Genomic DNA, 15,552 nt, shown 5'->3' on the forward strand with positions numbered 1-15,552 from the left:
GACTGGCGACTTATGTTCGTAGGAAACACCAGTGGAACATCCGGGTAACCCACCCGTGACCACACGGACACCAGACTCGATCACGAACCCCCCGCCCGCATTTCACTGCTGAATACCGCTGAGGTCATCCATGTCCACTTCGGCCACCACCCCGGTCGATGTCAACGACTCGCCGCCGCCGGCCCCGAAGAACGGTCTCGACCGCTACTTCAAGATCACCGAACGCGGCTCGACCGTCCCCCGTGAGATCCGTGGCGGCTTCGCCACGTTCTTCGCGATGGCCTACATCATCGTGCTGAACCCGATCATCCTCGGCGGCGCGAAGGACATGTACGGGCACCAGCTCGACAACGCCCAGCTGGTCACCGCGACCGCGCTCACCGCCGCGTTCACCACGCTGCTCATGGGCGTCATCGGCAACGTGCCGATCGCGCTCGCGGCCGGCCTCGGCGTGAACACCGTCGTCGCCCTCCAGCTCGCGCCGCGGATGTCCTGGCCCGACGCGATGGGCATGGTCGTCCTCGCGGGCTTCGTCGTAATGCTGCTCGTCGCCACCGGCCTGCGGGAGCGGGTCATGAACGCCGTGCCGTACGGGCTGCGCAAGGGCATCGCGATCGGCATCGGCCTGTTCATCCTGCTCGTCGGCCTCGTCGACTCCGGCTTCGTGACCCGTATGCCGGACGCCGCCCAGACCACGGTCCCGCTCCAGCTCGGCACCGGCGGTCACCTGCTCGGCTGGCCCGTCCTGGTGTTCGTGCTCGGCGTGCTCCTGACGCTGGCGCTGATCCTGCGCAAGGTCTCCGGCGCGATCCTGCTCTCGATCGTCGTCATGACGGTCGTCGCCCTGATCATCAACGCCGTCGCCGACATCGACCCCGCCTCGTGGGGCCTGACCGTGCCCGAGTGGCCCGGCAACCCGGTCTCCAGCCCGGACTTCTCGCTCATCGGCCAGGTCAGCCTCTTCGGCGGATTCGACAAGGTCGGCGTCCTGACCGGCATCCTCTTCGTCTTCACCGTGCTGCTGTCGTGCTTCTTCGACGCCATGGGCACGATCATGGGCGTCAGCGAGGAGGCGCACCTGACCGACGAGCACGGCCAGATGCCCGGCATGAACAAGGTGCTGTTCATCGACGGTGTCGCCGTCGCCGCCGGCGGTGCCTCGTCCTCCTCGGCGACCACCTGCTTCGTGGAGTCCACGGCCGGCGTCGGCGAGGGCGCCCGTACGGGTCTCGCCAACGTCGTCACCGGTGTGCTGTTCGCGGTCGCGCTGTTCCTCACGCCGGTCGTGACCATGGTCCCGTCGCAGGCGGCCACGCCCGCGCTGGTCGCGGTGGGCTTCATGATCCTGGCCGGCGGCATCCGCGAGATCGACTGGGACGACTGGACGATCGCCATCCCGGCGTTCCTCACGATGCTGATGATGCCGTTCACGTACTCGATCACGAACGGCATCGGCATGGGCTTCATCAGCTTCACGGTGCTGCGCGTCGTCGCGGGCCGCGCCAAGGAGGTGCCGGCCGCGATGTACGCCGTCTCCGCGGTGTTCGTCTTCTACTACCTGATGCCGGCGCTCGGCCTCACGTAGTCGTACCCGAGCGGTGCTACGAGGCCACGTCGCCGTAGAACCGCTCCGTCTCCTCGACGGCGGTCTTGAAGCGTTCGTCGAAGTCGTCCCGAATGAGCGTCCGGACCACGTAGTCCTGGACGCTCATTCCTCTTTTGGCGGCATGAACCTTGAGCCGGTCGAGCAGCTCACCGTCGATCCGCAGACTGAGCACTGTCGATCCCATACGGACAGGGTCGCCGGGCCCGGCGACCCGCTGCGTCACTTTCCGCTTCCGGCTCACTCGTATGGGTGATGAAACTTTTCTGCACTCCTGTCGCAGGTGAAGAGGTGGTGGGGATCACGGGGGCGTCGCGTCTCCCCGGTAGTCGTTAGACACAGTAATGAGTTACGCTAACGAACATGCCAGACCTCTCCCATGGCGACGACGTAGCCGCCGTGAACTCCCTGCGTTCCGCAGTGATGCGCCTGTCGCGTCGACTCAAGCACCAGCGGGTCGACGAATCGCTGAGCCCCACCGAGATGTCGGTGCTCGGCACCCTCGCCGGCTGCGGCTCCGCGACCCCGGGTGAGCTGGCCCGCAAGGAGCATGTGCAGCCGCCGTCGATGACCAGAATCGTCGCGCTCCTCGAGGCCAAGGGACTGGTCAGGCTCGAGCCCCACCCCGAGGACCGCCGGCAGAAGGTCGTCACCTCCACCGAGCAGGCCGAGACCATGCTCAAGGAGAGCCGCCGCAAGCGGAACGCCTGGCTGGCCAACCTCGCCGAGGGACTCGACGAGGACGAATGGGCCAAGCTCCGCGACGCCGCACCCGTCCTCGAAAAACTCGCCCACCTCTGACCACCGGCGGGACCGGGCGAGCACCAGCACGACGACAGAGCCGACGACAGCGCAGGACGACCGCCGAGGAGGCGAACCCACTTTGAGTACGGGACCCGGAGCAGACTCCGCCCCCGCACCAGCCGCCCACAACCCGAACGCCCGCCCCCGTAAGCCCTCGATGTTCGCGAGCCTGAAGGTACGCAACTACCGTCTCTTCGCGACCGGGGCAGTGATCTCCAACACCGGCACCTGGATGGCCCGCATCACCCAGGACTGGCTGGTGCTCTCCCTCACGGGATCCTCCGCCGCCGTCGGCGTCACGACGGCCATGCAGTTCCTCCCCATGCTGCTCTTCGGCCTGTACGGCGGCGTCATCGCCGACCGGTTCGCCAAGCGCAACCTGCTCTTCTGCACCCAGGGCGCCATGAGCCTGTCCGGGCTCTTCCTCGCGACCCTCACGCTCACCGGAAACGTCGAGGTGTGGCACGTCTACCTCGCCGCCTTCTTCACCGGTCTCGTCACGGTCGTCGACAACCCCACCCGGCAGTCCTTCGTCTCCGAGATGGTCGGCCCCGACCAGGTCCGCAACGCGGTCTCCCTCAACTCGGCCAACTTCCAGTCCGCCCGCCTCATCGGCCCCGCCGTCGCCTCCGCGCTCACCGCGGCCGTCGGACCCGGCTGGGCGTTCCTCGCCAACGGCCTGTCCTTCCTCGCCCCGCTCACCGGCCTCATGCTCATGCGCACGCACGAGCTGCACGAGATCAAGCGGGCCCCGCGCGGCAAGGGCCAGCTCCGCGAAGGCCTGCGCTACGTCTCCCAGCACCCCGAGCTGATCTGGCCGATCGTCCTCGTCGGATTCGTCGGCACCTTCGGCTTCAACTTCCCCATCTGGCTCAGCGCGTACGCCGACGACGTGTTCCACGGCGGGGTCGGACAGTACGGCCTGTTCAACACGCTCATGGCGATCGGCTCACTGGCCGGCGCCCTGCTCGCCGCCCGCCGCCGCTCCACCCGGCTGCGGGTCCTCGTCGGCGCCGCCATCGGCTTCGGCGTCCTGGAGGTCGCGGCGGCCTGGGCCCCCGGCGTCTGGGCCTTCGCCCCGCTGATCGTGCTGCTCGGCATCCTCGGACTCACCGTCAACGTCACCGCCAACTCCACGGTCCAGATGGCCACCGACCCCGAGATGCGCGGGCGCGTGATGTCCCTGTTCATGATGGTGTTCACCGGCGGCACCCCGCTCGGCGGACCGCTCTTCGGCTGGCTCGCCGACGAGTTCGGCGTCCGCGTCAGCTTCGCCCTCGCCGGGGTGATCTGCGCGGCGGCCGCGGTCGGCGTCGGCCTGATGCTGGCCCGCGCGGCCAACCTCCGCCTCAAGGTCGACCTCCGCCGCGGCGAACGCCACGTCCAGTTCGTCCCCCGCGAACCGCGTGAACTGGCGGCGGTCGCCTGATCACTCCAAGGCCCCACACCCCATGGTGAGACTCTTCGCGGCCGTCGTGCCGCCCGACGCGGCGCTCGGGGAACTGAGCGCCGCCGTCGGCACGCCGCCGGGCACCGACGGCCTCCGATGGACCGAGCGGAGCGCCTGGCACCTCACGCTCGCGTTCTACGGAGACGTACCCGACGACACCGTCCCCGAGCTGACCCGCCGCCTCGCCCGCGCCGCGGCCCGCACCGCCCCCTTCGCCCTCGCCCTGCGCGGCGGCGGACACTTCGGGGGCCGCACCCTGTGGACCGGCGTCACCGGCGACGTGACCGCGCTGCGCCGCCTCGCCGAGCGGGCCGAGGCGGCCGGCCGCAAGTCCGGCCTCCCGGGCGAGCACCGGCACTACCGGCCCCACCTGACGCTCGCCCGCAGCCGGACACCCCGCGACCTCGGCCCGTACGTCACCGCGCTCGACGCCTTCGCGGGCGGCACCTGGACCGTTCCCGAGCTGACACTCGTCCGCAGCCGGCTGCCCGGATCGGGCGTGCCGGGGGAGCGGCCCCGCTACGACAAGGTCGACGGCTGGCGGCTTTCCGGGCCGGGTTAGTCTCGATGTGTGGACCCGAAGACCCGTAACCGGATCATGGCCGGTGTGCTCGTGCTGATGTTCTTCGTCGTGGCGATCGCGGCGGCCGTCGGCCAGTAGCCGACCGACAACCGCCGCGCACCCCGCGTGCGCGCCCTACCAGGCGAACGCCTCGGGAGACGGCCCGGGACCCGGGAAGATCTCGTCCAGGCCGGACAGCACCTCCTCGCTCAGCTCCAGCTCGACCGCGCGCAGCGCCGAGTCGAGCTGCTCCCGCGTGCGCGGACCCACGATCGGCCCGGTGACCCCGGGCCGGGTCAGCAGCCAGGCCAGCGCCGCCTCGCCGGGCTCGATGCCGTGCTTGTCGAGCAGGTCCTCGTACCGCTGCACCTGCTCGCGCACCGTGGTGCTCTCCAGCGCGGAAGCGGACCGCCCCTGCGTACGCCGCTTGCCCTCGCTCTCCTTCTTGAGCACGCCGCCGAGCAGCCCGCCGTGCAGCGGCGACCAGGGGATGACCCCGAGGCCGTAGTCCTGCGCGGCCGGGATCACCTCCATCTCGGCGCGGCGCTCGGCGAGGTTGTAGAGGCACTGCTCGCTGACGAGGCCCATCCGGCCGTGCCGGGCGGCCTGCTCGTTGGCCTGAGCGATCTTGTAGCCGGGGAAGTTCGACGAACCCGCGTACAGGATCTTGCCCTGCTGGACGAGGACGTCGATCGCCTGCCAGATCTCCTCGAACGGGGTCCGGCGGTCGATGTGGTGGAACTGATAGATGTCGATGTAGTCGGTCTGGAGCCGCTTCAGCGACGCGTCCACGGCCCGCCGGATGTTCACGGCGGAGAGCCGGTCGTGATTGGGCCAGGGAGCCGCGCCGTCACCGGCCATGTTCCCGAACACCTTGGTGGCGAGCACCGTCTTGTCCCGCCGCCCACCGCCCTGGGCGAACCAGGTCCCGATGATCTCCTCGGTCCGCCCCTTGTTGTCGCCCCACCCATAGACATTTGCGGTGTCGAAGTAGTTGATGCCCGCTGCCTGCGCCGCGTCCATGATGGCGTGGCTCGCGGCCTCGTCGGTCTGCGGACCGAAGTTCATGGTGCCGAGGACGAGTCGGCTGACCTTGAGTCCTGTGCGTCCGAGCTGTGTGTACTTCATGACTGCATAGCCAAGGACGTGGAGTGCGCTCTAGGCAAGCGTGCGCGAGGAGTTCGTCTCGTACGGGCCGCCGATGCCCCACGCCTGATGCAGCGCGTTCGCGTACGCGGCGGCGAGGAGGTGTTCGCCGGACGTGTTGGGGTGGGTGCCGTCGTATGTGTCGTGGTGGATGTCGTACGCCTCGGGGATCGAGGCGAGGAGGAGCGGGGAGCGGGGTTCGTCGAGGTCGGCGACGGCCTTGGCGAGGAGGGTGTTGAAGTGGGCCACCTCGGCGGCGAACGGGGCGTCGGTCTCGGCGCGGACGTTCGGGATGACGGGGAGGAGGACCATGCGGATCGCCGGGTTGGCGCGGCGGGCCTCGGCGACGAAGCGGCGCATGTTCGCCGCGGTCTGTTCGGCGTTCGTGTAGAAGCCCAGGTCGATGAGGCCGAGGGAGACGAGGAGGACATCGGCGCGGGCGGTGGTGACCGCCTCGGCTATCGCGGGCGCCATGTGCAGCCAGCCCTCGCCCCAGCCGGCGAGGTGGTGCTGCGGGAAGTCGGGGTCGGCGTAGTCGTGGCTGTCGCCGTGCAGGGCGGTGCGGGGGCCGACCAGGGCGTATGCGGACGTGTCCGCGCCCAGGTGGTGCCAGAAGTGCCGGCGCCAGGTGTGTTCACCGGCGCTCCCAATGGTCATCGAGTCGCCGACCGGCATGAACCTGAGCATCCGCTCATCATCGTCGATCACGCCGGGTGCGTGCGTGTGAGCCCCAACACGCCTGGCAAGCTGGGGGCATGCGTGCGTATCTGGGGGCGGCCGGGGTCGCCGCAGTCCTCCTTCTCGGCGCGGCTTCCGGTCCCGCGGTCGCCGACTCCCGCTCCATCGGCTCCGACGGGTTCACCATCAAGGACCCGCGGATCACCGAGTCCAGCGGTTTGGCGGCGTCGCGCGCCCACCCCGGCGTCTACTGGACGCACAACGACAGCGACGACGGCGCGTATCTGTTCGCGATCGACGGCCGTACGGGGAAGACGCTCGCCACGGTCACGATGTCGGGCGTCGGCTCCCCGCGCGATGTGGAGGCGATCTCGATGGGCCCGGACGGGAACCTCTACGTCGGCGACATCGGGGACAACCTGGGCGGCAAGTGGGACCACGTGTGGATCTACAAGCTGCCGGAGCCGAAGAAGCTCGTCGACCAGACGGTGCGGGCCACGCAGTACGTGGTGAAGTACGCGGACGGCGCGCGCAACGCCGAGTCGCTGATGGTGCATCCGAAGACGGGCCGGGTCTACATCGTGGAGAAGGGCGACGACGGCGGCGGTCTGTACGAGGGCCCGGCCGCGCTGAACGCCTCTGCCACCAACACGTTCCGCCGCGTCGCCGACATCGACCTGTGGGCGACGGACGCCGCGTTCTCCCCCGACGGCCGGCAGCTCGCCGTGCGCGGCTACTTCGGCGGCGTCTCGTACGCGTGGAACGACGGAAAGCCCAAGCGCCAGGGCCAGTTGCACGTCCCGATGCAGCCGCAGGGCGAGTCGGTGACGTACACCCCCGACGGGAGGACGCTCCTCTACGGGAGCGAGGGCGAGGGCAGCCGGGTGGAGCCGGTGGAGGTCGAGGGAGCCGGCTCCGACTCGCCTTCGGACAAGGGTGGCCAGGGTGACGACGGGGGCGGTTCGAGCCCCTTCACCGGCAAGGCGGGCGCGGTCGGCGCCGCCGCGGTCCTCATCGTCCTCTTCGGCATCGGCCGTCTGCTGCGCCGCCCGAAGGACCGCTGACCTGCGGGGCCCGAAGGATCGGGCCCCGCAGGGTGGTTCAGAGCCGGCCGACGACGTGGTCGATGCAGGCCGTCAGGGCCTGGACGTCCGCCGGGTCGATGGCCGGGAACATCGCGACGCGCAGCTGGTTGCGGCCGAGCTTGCGGTACGGCTCGGTGTCGACGATGCCGTTGGCCCGCAGGACCTTGGCCACGGCGGCGGCGTCGATGCTGTCGTCGAAGTCGATGGTGCCGATGACCTGCGAGCGCTTCGCCGGGTCGGTGACGAACGGCGTCGCGACCTTCGACTCCTCGGCCCAGGAGTAGAGGCGGTCGGAGCTGTCCTTCGTGCGGGCCGTGGACCAGGCGAGGCCGCCCTGGCCGTTGATCCAGTCCAGCTGCTCGGCGAGCAGGAAGAGCGTGGCGAGGGCCGGGGTGTTGTACGTCTGGTTCTTGCGGGAGTTGTCGATCGCCGTCGGGAGGGAGAAGAACTCCGGGACGTGGCGGCCCGAGGCGTGGATGCGCTGGGCGCGCTCGATCGCGGCGGGGGAGAAGACGCCGATCCACAGGCCGCCGTCGGAGGCGAAGGACTTCTGCGGGGCGAAGTAGTAGACGTCGGTCTCGGAGACGTCGACCGGGAGGCCGCCGGCGCCGGAGGTGGCGTCGACGAGGACGAGCGCGCCCTCGTCCGCGCCGGCCACGCGCTTGATCGGGGCGGCGACACCGGTGGAGGTCTCGTTGTGGGTCAGGCCGTAGACGTCGACCCCGGCCTCGGCGACCGGCTCCGGGTGGGTGCCCGGGTCGGAGGAGATCACGGTCGGCTCGGCGAGCCACGGGGCGAGCTTGGAGGCCTTGGCGAACTTGGAGGAGAACTCACCGAAGTTCAGGTGCTGCGACTTGTTCTCGATGAGGCCGTGCGTCGCCACGTCCCAGAAGGCGGTGGAGCCGCCGTTGCCGAGGACGACCTCGTAGCCGTCGGGGAGCGAGAAGAGGTCCTTGACCCCTTCGCGCACCCGCCCGACGAGGTTCTTCACGGGCGCCTGGCGATGAGAGGTGCCCATGAGGGAGGTACCGGTGGCGGCCAGGGCGTCCAACGCCTCCGTTCGCACCTTGGAGGGGCCCGCGCCGAATCGTCCGTCGGCGGGCTTGATGTCAGCGGGAATCTGGATCTCAGCCACGAAATGGAGGGTAGCCGGTGGGGTTTCGCCCACCACAAGGTGTTCGGTGGGTGAGATGCCGGGTCTCGCCCGTGTGGCGGCTGTGGGCTTACGGTCCGGCGATCTCGTGGGCGAGGGCGATCAGGTCGGGGGCGGCGGGGTGTCCCGGGCCGCGGCGGCGGGCCAGGAGGACGGGGAGGTCCGGTGCGTCGGTGAGGGGGACGTAGGTGACGCCTGGGTACGGGTGCAGGCCGGCGGTCGCCGTCGATGTCACGCCGACGGCCTGGTCGGAGGCGATGGCGGCGAGCCAGTCGTCGGTGTTGGCGACGGTGGTGCTCCGGGTGGGGCGGGCCTCGGGCGGCCACAGGGTGAGGGAGGTCGTGCCGGAGACCGTGTTGAGGGCGATGACCTGGTCGCTGAGGTCGGCGAGGGCGAGGCGCGGTCGGCGGGCGAGCGGGCTGTCCGAGGGCACCGCGGCGACGCGCGCCTCCAGGTGCAGCAGTTCGGTGACGAGGCCGGGGGTCTCCACGGGGCCGCGCAGCAGCGCGAGGTCGACGGCGCCGCGGGCGAGCCCGGCGGTGCGGTCGTCGACGCGCAGGAGTTCCAGCGGTACCTCGGGGTGGGTCTGGCGCCAGCGGCGCAGCAGCGGGGTGGTGAACACGCCGGCGGCGGACCAGGCGTGGCCGAGGCGCAGCGGCCGGTGCGGGGCGCGGGCGGCGGCGAGCGCGTCCTCGAACGCGGCGACGGCGACGGCGGCCTTCTCATGGAAGGCGCGGCCCTCGGGCGTGAGGTCGAGGTGGTGGGTGGAGCGGTCGACGAGTCGCACGCCGAGCGCGGTCTCCAGGGCGGCGAGGGTGCGCGAGACGGCGGGCTGGGTGAGACGCAGTGCGGAGGCGGCCCTGGTGATGCTGCGTTCCTCGGCGACGGCGAGGAAACAGCGCAGGTGGCGCAGCTCCAGTTCTCTGCTCATGTCCGTGGAGCATAACGGGAGCGCAATATGCATTTCACGGGACAGGTCGGGCGCGCCTAGCGTGGAAGGCGACCGTGAGCGGGCTGTGCAGTGCAGTGCCCTGTAAGGTCTAATACATTGAACTGGCCGGGGTGGCCGGCCATCGCGTTCCCGATGCCCGCCCGCCGCGCGCATCGCATGCATGAGAGGGGTGGACCGTGAGCGGCCCGCAGACCGAACCCGTGGCCGTGGCGCACGACGCCGCCCCGGCCGTGACCGCGGACGCCGGCGCGGAGCCCAAGCGCCGCCGCGGCTCGCTGGGCCCGGTCGGCCTCGTCCTCGCGGGCTGTGTCTCCGTGCAGTTCGGCGCCGCGCTCGCAGTGAGCCTGATGCCGCGCGCCGGGGCGATCGGCGTCGTCACGCTGCGCCTCATGGTCGCGGCCGTGGTCATGCTCGTGGTGTGCCGCCCCCGGCTGCGCGGTCACTCGCGGTCCGACTGGGGCACGGTCGTCGCCTTCGGCATCGCCATGGGCGGCATGAACCTGCTCTTCTACCAGGCGGCGGCCCGCATCCCGCTCGGCATCGCGGTCACCTTCGAGGTGCTCGGCCCGCTGGCCCTCTCCGTCCTCGCCTCCCGCCGCCTCGTCAACGTCGTGTGGGCGGGTCTCGCCCTGTGCGGCGTGTTCCTGCTCGGCGGGGCGGGCGACGGGCTCGGCGGTCTGAACCTGGTCGGTGTGGGATTCGCGCTCGCGGCGGGCGCCTGCTGGGCGACGTACATCGTGTTCAGCGCCCGCACGGGCCGCCGCTTCCCGCAGGCGGACGGGCTCGCGCTCGCGATGGCGGTCGCCGCCGTCCTCTGTCTGCCGCTCGGCGTCGCCACGGCCGGTACGAAGCTGATCGACCCGGTGACCCTCGGGCTCGGCGCGGCGGTCGCGATCATGTCCTCGGTGCTGCCGTACACGCTCGAACTGGTCGCGCTCCGCTCGCTGCCCGCGTCGACGTTCGCGGTGATGATGAGCCTCGAGCCGGCGGTCGCCGCGCTCTCCGGCTTCCTCGTCCTCAGCCAGGACCTGGCCTGGTCGGAGGTCCTGGCGATCGCCCTCGTGATCGCGGCGAGCATGGGTGCGGTCCGCACCCAGGTGGGCCGCAAGAAGGACCCGGCGCTCGCCCTGCACGAGTGAGCCTCACTGCTTGCCGGTGCCGACCGGGTCCACGTACACCTTCTGGTCGGCGCCGTCGGAGACCGGCAGGTTGATGCCGACCTTCAGGGTCGTGGAGTGCGTCTCGTTCGGCGGCGTGATCTCGAGGGACGTGACGTCGACGCCGGAGCCGCCGGTGGTGTTCGGCGGGTAGTGCAGCGTGAAGCGGGTCGTCTCGCCGTTGCCGAGCACGACGGTCGGGGACGCGAGGTCGCTGCGCCGGGCGCTGAGCGGACCCGAGGCCTCTTCCGTCCGCAGGTCGACGCCCGGGAAGCCCTTGAGGGAGCAGGCGTCGCCGGTGTTGCGCATGCTGACTATGAGGGTGCCCTCGCCCATGCCGTGGGCCGAGTCGAAGGCCAGGTTCGCGGTCTCGCACGGGCCGGTGTTGACCTTGCCGCCGCCGCTGCCCTGGGCGGAGCCCGTGGCGGTCGTCTTCTCGCCGGTGTCCGAGGCGTTCTTGCCGGAGGCGCCACCCGCGGAGGAGTTGCTGCCGGACGACGACGAGGAGGAGCCGCCGTCGGAGGACGACGACGAGCCGGTCGCGGAGTCCTCGTTGCCCTGGCAGGCGGTGAGCGAGAGGCCCGCGGCGAGGGCGACGGCGGCGAGGGTGAGCTGACGAGCGCGCATGGTGTGCGTCCTTTGCGTGGTGGGTCCGTCGGTTACTGATCACCAGGACACGGCGCGCCCCCGTGATCGTTCCGCCTGGCCCGGCCCTCATACATGGCTGTTACACACGACCGGCCGCCCGTCACCGCCGGGACAGAGCCGTGACATGACGGCCCAATTTCCATGCAAGCGCGCTTGCTTGTTTCTGTGGCCCCTGCCATGCTCCAAGCACGCCGCACACCGCCGTGCCCCGAGGGGAGCGCACCGTGTCCGAACCGTCCGCCGTGTTCGACGACTTGCGGGACGAGAGCGAGGAACTCGACGAGCTGGTGCGGGAGTTGAGCCCCGAGCAGTGGGCCGCCCCGACCCCGGCGCCCCGCTGGACCGTCGCCCACCAGATCGCCCATCTCGCCTGGACCGACCGCGCCGCGCTGCTCGCCATGAGCGACGCCGACGCCTTCGCGGGCGAGGTGGAGAAGGCGATCGCCGCACCCGACTCCTTCGTCGACGACGGGGCGGACGAGGGTGCGCGCCAGGACCCGGCCGCCCTGCTCGCGGGCTGGCGGGACGGGCGCGCGCAGTTGCAGAAGGTGCTGCGCGCCGCGGCCGCGTCGAAGACCCGCTTCCCCTGGTACGGGCCCCCGATGTCCGCCGCCTCCATGGCGACGGGGCGGCTCATGGAGACGTGGGCGCACGGCCAGGACGTGGCCGACGCGCTCGGTGTCGTACGGGCCCCGACCGACCGGCTCCGGCACGTCGCCCGGATCGGCGTCCGCGCCCGGACGTTCGCCTTCGACGTGCACGGGGTGGCCGCGCCCGAGGAGGAGTTCCGCGTCGAACTCACGGCCCCCGGCGGTGAGATGTGGGCGTACGGGCCCGAGGACGCCGCCCAGCGGGTCACCGGAACGGCCCTCGACTTCTGCCTCCTCGTCACCCAGCGCGCGCACCGCTCCGACGTCGACGTACGCGCCGAGGGCCCCGACGCCGACCGCTGGCTCGACATCGCGCAGGCCTTCGCAGGGCCACCGGGGAAGGGCCGCGCGCCGAAGGATCCCCGATGAGCAGGCCACCGCTGCGTATCGGCAACGCGTCCGGGTTCTACGGCGACCGGTTCGACGCCGTGCGCGAGATGCTGACCGGCGGCGAACTCGACGTCCTCACCGGCGACTACCTCGCCGAGCTGACCATGCTCATCCTCGGCCGCGACCGCCTCAAGGACCCGGACCGCGGCTACGCCCGCACGTTCCTGCGCCAGATGGAGGACTGCCTCGGCCTCGCGATCGAGCGCGGCGTCCGCCTCGTGACCAACGCGGGCGGCCTCAACCCCGCAGGCCTTGCCGCCGAGCTGCGGCAGCTCGCGTCCCGCCTCGGTGTCCGCGCCCGCGTCGCGCACGTCGAGGGCGACGACCTGCTCGGCACCGGCCGCTTTCCCGGCGCCCTCACCGCCAACGCCTACCTCGGCGGCGCCGGCATCACCGCCTGCCTGGACGCGGGCGCCGACATCGTCGTCACGGGCCGCGTCACCGACGCGGCGCTGGTCGCCGGGCCGGCGGCCTGGCACTTCGGGTGGCCGCACGACGCGTACGACCGGCTCGCGGGGGCCGTCGTCGCCGGGCACGTCCTGGAGTGCGGGACCCAGGCGACCGGCGGCAACTACTCGCGCTTCACCCGGCACCCCGGCCGCACGACCCGCCCCGGCTTCCCCCTCGCCGAGCTCCACGAGGACGGCTCCGCCGTCATCACCAAGCACCCCGGCACCGGCGGCGTCGTCGAGACCGGCACCATCACCGAACAGCTCCTGTACGAGACCGGGGGCGCCCGGTACGCGGGACCCGACGTCACCGCCCGCCTCGACACGGTCCGCCTCGCGCAGGAGGGCCCCGACCGGGTGCGCGTCCACGGCGTGCGCGGCGAGGCACCGCCGCCCACCCTCAAGGTCGGCCTCAACCGGCTCGGCGGGTACCGCAACGAGACCGTCTTCGTCCTCACAGGGCTCGACATCGAGGCAAAGGCCGCCCTCGTGCGCGAACAGCTCGACGAGGCGCTGCGCACCGCCAAGTCGCCGCCCAAGCACATCCATTGGGAACTCGTCCGCACCGACCGCCCCGACGCCGACACCGAGGAGACGGCGAGCGCGCTGCTGCGGCTCGTCGTGCGCGACCAGGACCCGGAGGCCGTCGGGCGGGCGCTCAGCGGCGCGGCGGTGGAACTCGCCCTCGCCTCCTACCCCGGCTTCCACGTCACCGCCCCGCCCGGAAAGGGCTCCCCTTACGGGGTGTTCGAGGCGGCGTACGTGGCGCGTGAGGAGGTCCCGCACGTGGCGGCCCTGCCGGACGGGGAGCGCGTCCCGATCCCCGTACCGACGGGCCCGACCCGTCCGCTCGCCCCGGTGGACGACCCGCCTCTCCCGGCGGCCCTCCCGCCGGGCCCGACGCGCCGCGCGCCCCTCGGCCTGATCGCCGGGGCCCGCAGCGGCGACAAGGGGGGCGACGCGAACGTGGGGGTGTGGGTGGAGACGGACGAGGCGTGGCGGTGGCTGGTCCGCACGCTGACGGTCGACCGCCTCCGCGAACTCCTGCCGGAGGCGGCCCCGTTGCCCGTGACCAGGCACCAGCTCCCCGACCTCCGCGCCCTCAACTTCACGGTCGAGGGGATCCTCGGCGACGGCGTGGCCGCGCGACACCGGTTCGACCCCCAGGCCAAGGGCCTCGCCGAATGGCTCAGGTCCCGCCACCTCGACATCCCGGAGGCCCTCCTGTGACCGCCCTGTCCAGCGCCCTGGACCCCCGCTCCGACGAGCACGCGGCCCGCCGCGCCGCGCTCCTGGACAAGCTCGCGGCGCTCGACGCCGAGCACGCGAAGGCGGTCGCGGGCGGCGGCGAGAAGTACGTCGACCGGCACCGCAGGCGCGGCAAGCTGCTCGCCCGGGAGCGCATCGAGCTGCTGCTCGACCCCGACACCCCGTTCCTCGAACTCTCGCCCCTCGCCGCCTGGGGCAGCGACTACGCGGTCGGCGGCTCGCTCGTCACCGGCATCGGCGTCGTCGAGGGCGTCGAGTGCCTGATCACCGCGAACGACCCGACGGTGCGCGGCGGCGCCAGCAACCCGTGGTCGCTGAAGAAGGCGCTGCGGGCGAACGAGATCGCGCACGTCAACCGGCTCCCGGCGATCTCGCTCGTCGAGTCCGGCGGCGCCGACCTGCCGTCGCAGAAGGAGATCTTCATCCCCGGCGGCGGCATCTTCCGCGACCTCACCCGGCTCTCGGCCGCCGGCATCCCCACCGTCGCCGTCGTCTTCGGCAACTCGACCGCCGGAGGCGCGTACATCCCCGGCATGTCCGACCACGTGATCATGGTGAAGGAGAGGGCGAAGGTCTTCCTCGGCGGCCCGCCGCTGGTCAAGATGGCGACCGGCGAGGAGAGCGACGACGAGTCCCTCGGCGGCGCCGAGATGCACGCCCGCACCTCCGGGCTCGCCGACTACTTCGCCCACGACGAGCAGGACGCGATCCGGCAGGCCCGCCGCGTCGTCGCCCGCCTCAACCACCGCAAGGCGCACGCAGATCCGGCGCCCGCGCCCCCGCCCAAGTACGACCCGGAGGAGCTTCTCGGCATCGTGCCGGAGGACCTGAAGGAGCCGTTCGACCCGCGCGAGGTGATCGCCCGGATCGTCGACGCCTCGGACTTCGACGAGTTCAAGCCGCTGTACGGGACCTCGCTCGTCACCGGGTGGGCCGAGCTCCACGGCTATCCCGTCGGCATCCTCGCCAACGCCCAGGGCGTCCTCTTCAGCGAGGAGTCGCAGAAGGCCGCCCAGTTCATCCAGCTCGCCAACCAGCGCGACATCCCGCTCCTCTTCCTGCACAACACCACCGGCTACATGGTCGGCAAGGAGTACGAGCAGGGCGGCATCATCAAGCACGGCGCGATGATGATCAACGCCGTCTCCAACTCCCGGGTACCGCACCTGTCCGTCCTGATGGGCGCCTCGTACGGCGCCGGTCACTACGGCATGTGCGGGCGCGCCTACGACCCCCGCTTCCTGTTCGCCTGGCCCAGCGCCAAGTCCGCCGTGATGGGGCCGCAGCAGCTCGCGGGCGTGCTGTCGATCGTGGCGCGGCAGTCCGCCGCCGCGAAGGGGCAGCCGTACGACGAGGAGGCCGACGCGGGTCTTCGCGCCATGGTCGAGCAGCAGATCGAGGCGGAGTCGCTGCCGATGTTCCTGTCCGGGCGGCTCTACGACGACGGGGTCATCGACCCCCGCGACACCCGGACCGTGCTCGGCATCTGCCTGTCCGCGATCCACACCGCACCGTACGAGGGCGCCCGCGGCGGCTTCGGCGTCTTCCGGATGTGA

General features: G+C 71.5%; 15 protein-coding genes. 9 read left to right on the forward strand and 6 right to left on the reverse strand.

Going from position 1 to position 15,552, the window contains the following annotated elements:
• Positions 1-130 precede the first annotated feature (130 nt).
• Positions 131-1,585, forward strand: coding sequence for an NCS2 family permease (locus ACTWJ8_RS21970; protein ID WP_356375460.1), 1,455 nt, complete (start codon positions 131-133; stop codon positions 1,583-1,585).
• Between the two features lie 16 nt (positions 1,586-1,601).
• Here ACTWJ8_RS21970 and ACTWJ8_RS21975 read toward each other — a convergent pair whose 3' ends face one another.
• Positions 1,602-1,790: a ribbon-helix-helix protein, CopG family gene (locus ACTWJ8_RS21975; protein WP_356375457.1), complete on the reverse strand. Its 189-nt coding sequence runs from the start codon at positions 1,788-1,790 to the stop codon at positions 1,602-1,604.
• A 176-nt stretch (positions 1,791-1,966) separates the two neighbouring features.
• Here ACTWJ8_RS21975 and ACTWJ8_RS21980 point away from each other — a divergent pair, with 176 nt between their 5' ends.
• From ACTWJ8_RS21980 to thpR, 3 genes are all read left to right on the forward strand, one after another.
• Entirely contained in the window at positions 1,967-2,404 is a 438-nt protein-coding gene (locus ACTWJ8_RS21980) for a MarR family winged helix-turn-helix transcriptional regulator (RefSeq protein WP_356375454.1), read from the forward strand.
• An 82-nt stretch (positions 2,405-2,486) separates the two neighbouring features.
• Positions 2,487-3,836, forward strand: coding sequence for an MFS transporter (locus ACTWJ8_RS21985; protein ID WP_356375451.1), 1,350 nt, complete (start codon positions 2,487-2,489; stop codon positions 3,834-3,836).
• A gap of 25 nt (positions 3,837-3,861) precedes the next feature.
• Entirely contained in the window at positions 3,862-4,419 is a 558-nt protein-coding gene (thpR, locus tag ACTWJ8_RS21990) for an RNA 2',3'-cyclic phosphodiesterase (RefSeq protein WP_356375980.1), read from the forward strand.
• Between the two features lie 135 nt (positions 4,420-4,554).
• Here thpR and ACTWJ8_RS21995 read toward each other — a convergent pair whose 3' ends face one another.
• The gene (locus ACTWJ8_RS21995; protein WP_443260076.1) at positions 4,555-5,547 is read right to left on the reverse strand and encodes an aldo/keto reductase; all 993 of its coding nucleotides are present in this window, start codon (positions 5,545-5,547) and stop codon (positions 4,555-4,557) included.
• Positions 5,548-5,577: 30 nt separating this feature from the next.
• The gene (locus ACTWJ8_RS22000) at positions 5,578-6,252 is read right to left on the reverse strand and encodes a GDSL-type esterase/lipase family protein (RefSeq protein WP_443264965.1); all 675 of its coding nucleotides are present in this window, start codon (positions 6,250-6,252) and stop codon (positions 5,578-5,580) included.
• Between the two features lie 68 nt (positions 6,253-6,320).
• Between ACTWJ8_RS22000 and ACTWJ8_RS22005 the strand changes: the two genes are divergently transcribed.
• A complete protein-coding gene (locus ACTWJ8_RS22005; RefSeq protein ID WP_443260077.1) occupies positions 6,321-7,307 on the forward strand; it encodes a WD40 repeat domain-containing protein in 987 nt (328 codons plus the stop codon).
• Between the two features lie 37 nt (positions 7,308-7,344).
• Here ACTWJ8_RS22005 and serC read toward each other — a convergent pair whose 3' ends face one another.
• On the reverse strand, positions 7,345-8,463 hold the full coding sequence (gene serC, locus ACTWJ8_RS22010) for a phosphoserine transaminase (protein WP_356375442.1): 1,119 nt from the start codon (positions 8,461-8,463) through the stop codon (positions 7,345-7,347).
• Positions 8,464-8,551: 88 nt separating this feature from the next.
• Positions 8,552-9,412 (reverse strand): LysR substrate-binding domain-containing protein, encoded by an 861-nt coding sequence (locus tag ACTWJ8_RS22015; protein ID WP_443260078.1) that lies wholly within the window; start codon positions 9,410-9,412, stop codon positions 8,552-8,554.
• Positions 9,413-9,609: 197 nt separating this feature from the next.
• On the opposite strand from ACTWJ8_RS22015, the gene ACTWJ8_RS22020 reads away from it, so the two are divergent.
• Positions 9,610-10,572, forward strand: a complete 963-nt coding sequence (locus ACTWJ8_RS22020; RefSeq protein WP_443260079.1) for an EamA family transporter — start codon at positions 9,610-9,612, stop codon at positions 10,570-10,572.
• A gap of 3 nt (positions 10,573-10,575) precedes the next feature.
• On the opposite strand, the gene ACTWJ8_RS22025 is transcribed toward ACTWJ8_RS22020, so the two are convergent.
• The gene (locus tag ACTWJ8_RS22025) at positions 10,576-11,217 is read right to left on the reverse strand and encodes a DUF4232 domain-containing protein (protein WP_356375436.1); all 642 of its coding nucleotides are present in this window, start codon (positions 11,215-11,217) and stop codon (positions 10,576-10,578) included.
• A 245-nt stretch (positions 11,218-11,462) separates the two neighbouring features.
• On the opposite strand from ACTWJ8_RS22025, the gene ACTWJ8_RS22030 reads away from it, so the two are divergent.
• From ACTWJ8_RS22030 to ACTWJ8_RS22040, 3 genes are read left to right on the forward strand one after another with little or no spacing between them, the layout of a single operon-like run.
• Positions 11,463-12,257 carry a TIGR03084 family metal-binding protein gene (locus ACTWJ8_RS22030; protein WP_443260080.1) on the forward strand — a complete coding sequence of 265 codons (795 nt, stop codon included), beginning with the start codon at positions 11,463-11,465 and terminating at the stop codon, positions 12,255-12,257.
• Positions 12,254-13,957 carry an acyclic terpene utilization AtuA family protein gene (locus ACTWJ8_RS22035; RefSeq protein WP_443260081.1) on the forward strand — a complete coding sequence of 568 codons (1,704 nt, stop codon included), beginning with the start codon at positions 12,254-12,256 and terminating at the stop codon, positions 13,955-13,957. Before ACTWJ8_RS22030 ends, ACTWJ8_RS22035 begins: the two co-directional genes overlap by 4 nt.
• Positions 13,954-15,552 (forward strand): acyl-CoA carboxylase subunit beta, encoded by a 1,599-nt coding sequence (locus tag ACTWJ8_RS22040; protein ID WP_443260082.1) that lies wholly within the window; start codon positions 13,954-13,956, stop codon positions 15,550-15,552. The genes ACTWJ8_RS22035 and ACTWJ8_RS22040 overlap by 4 nt, the downstream gene beginning before the upstream one ends.

It is taken from the genome of Streptomyces sp. SDT5-1 (assembly GCF_052245995.1).
Lineage (GTDB): Bacteria > Actinomycetota > Actinomycetes > Streptomycetales > Streptomycetaceae > Streptomyces.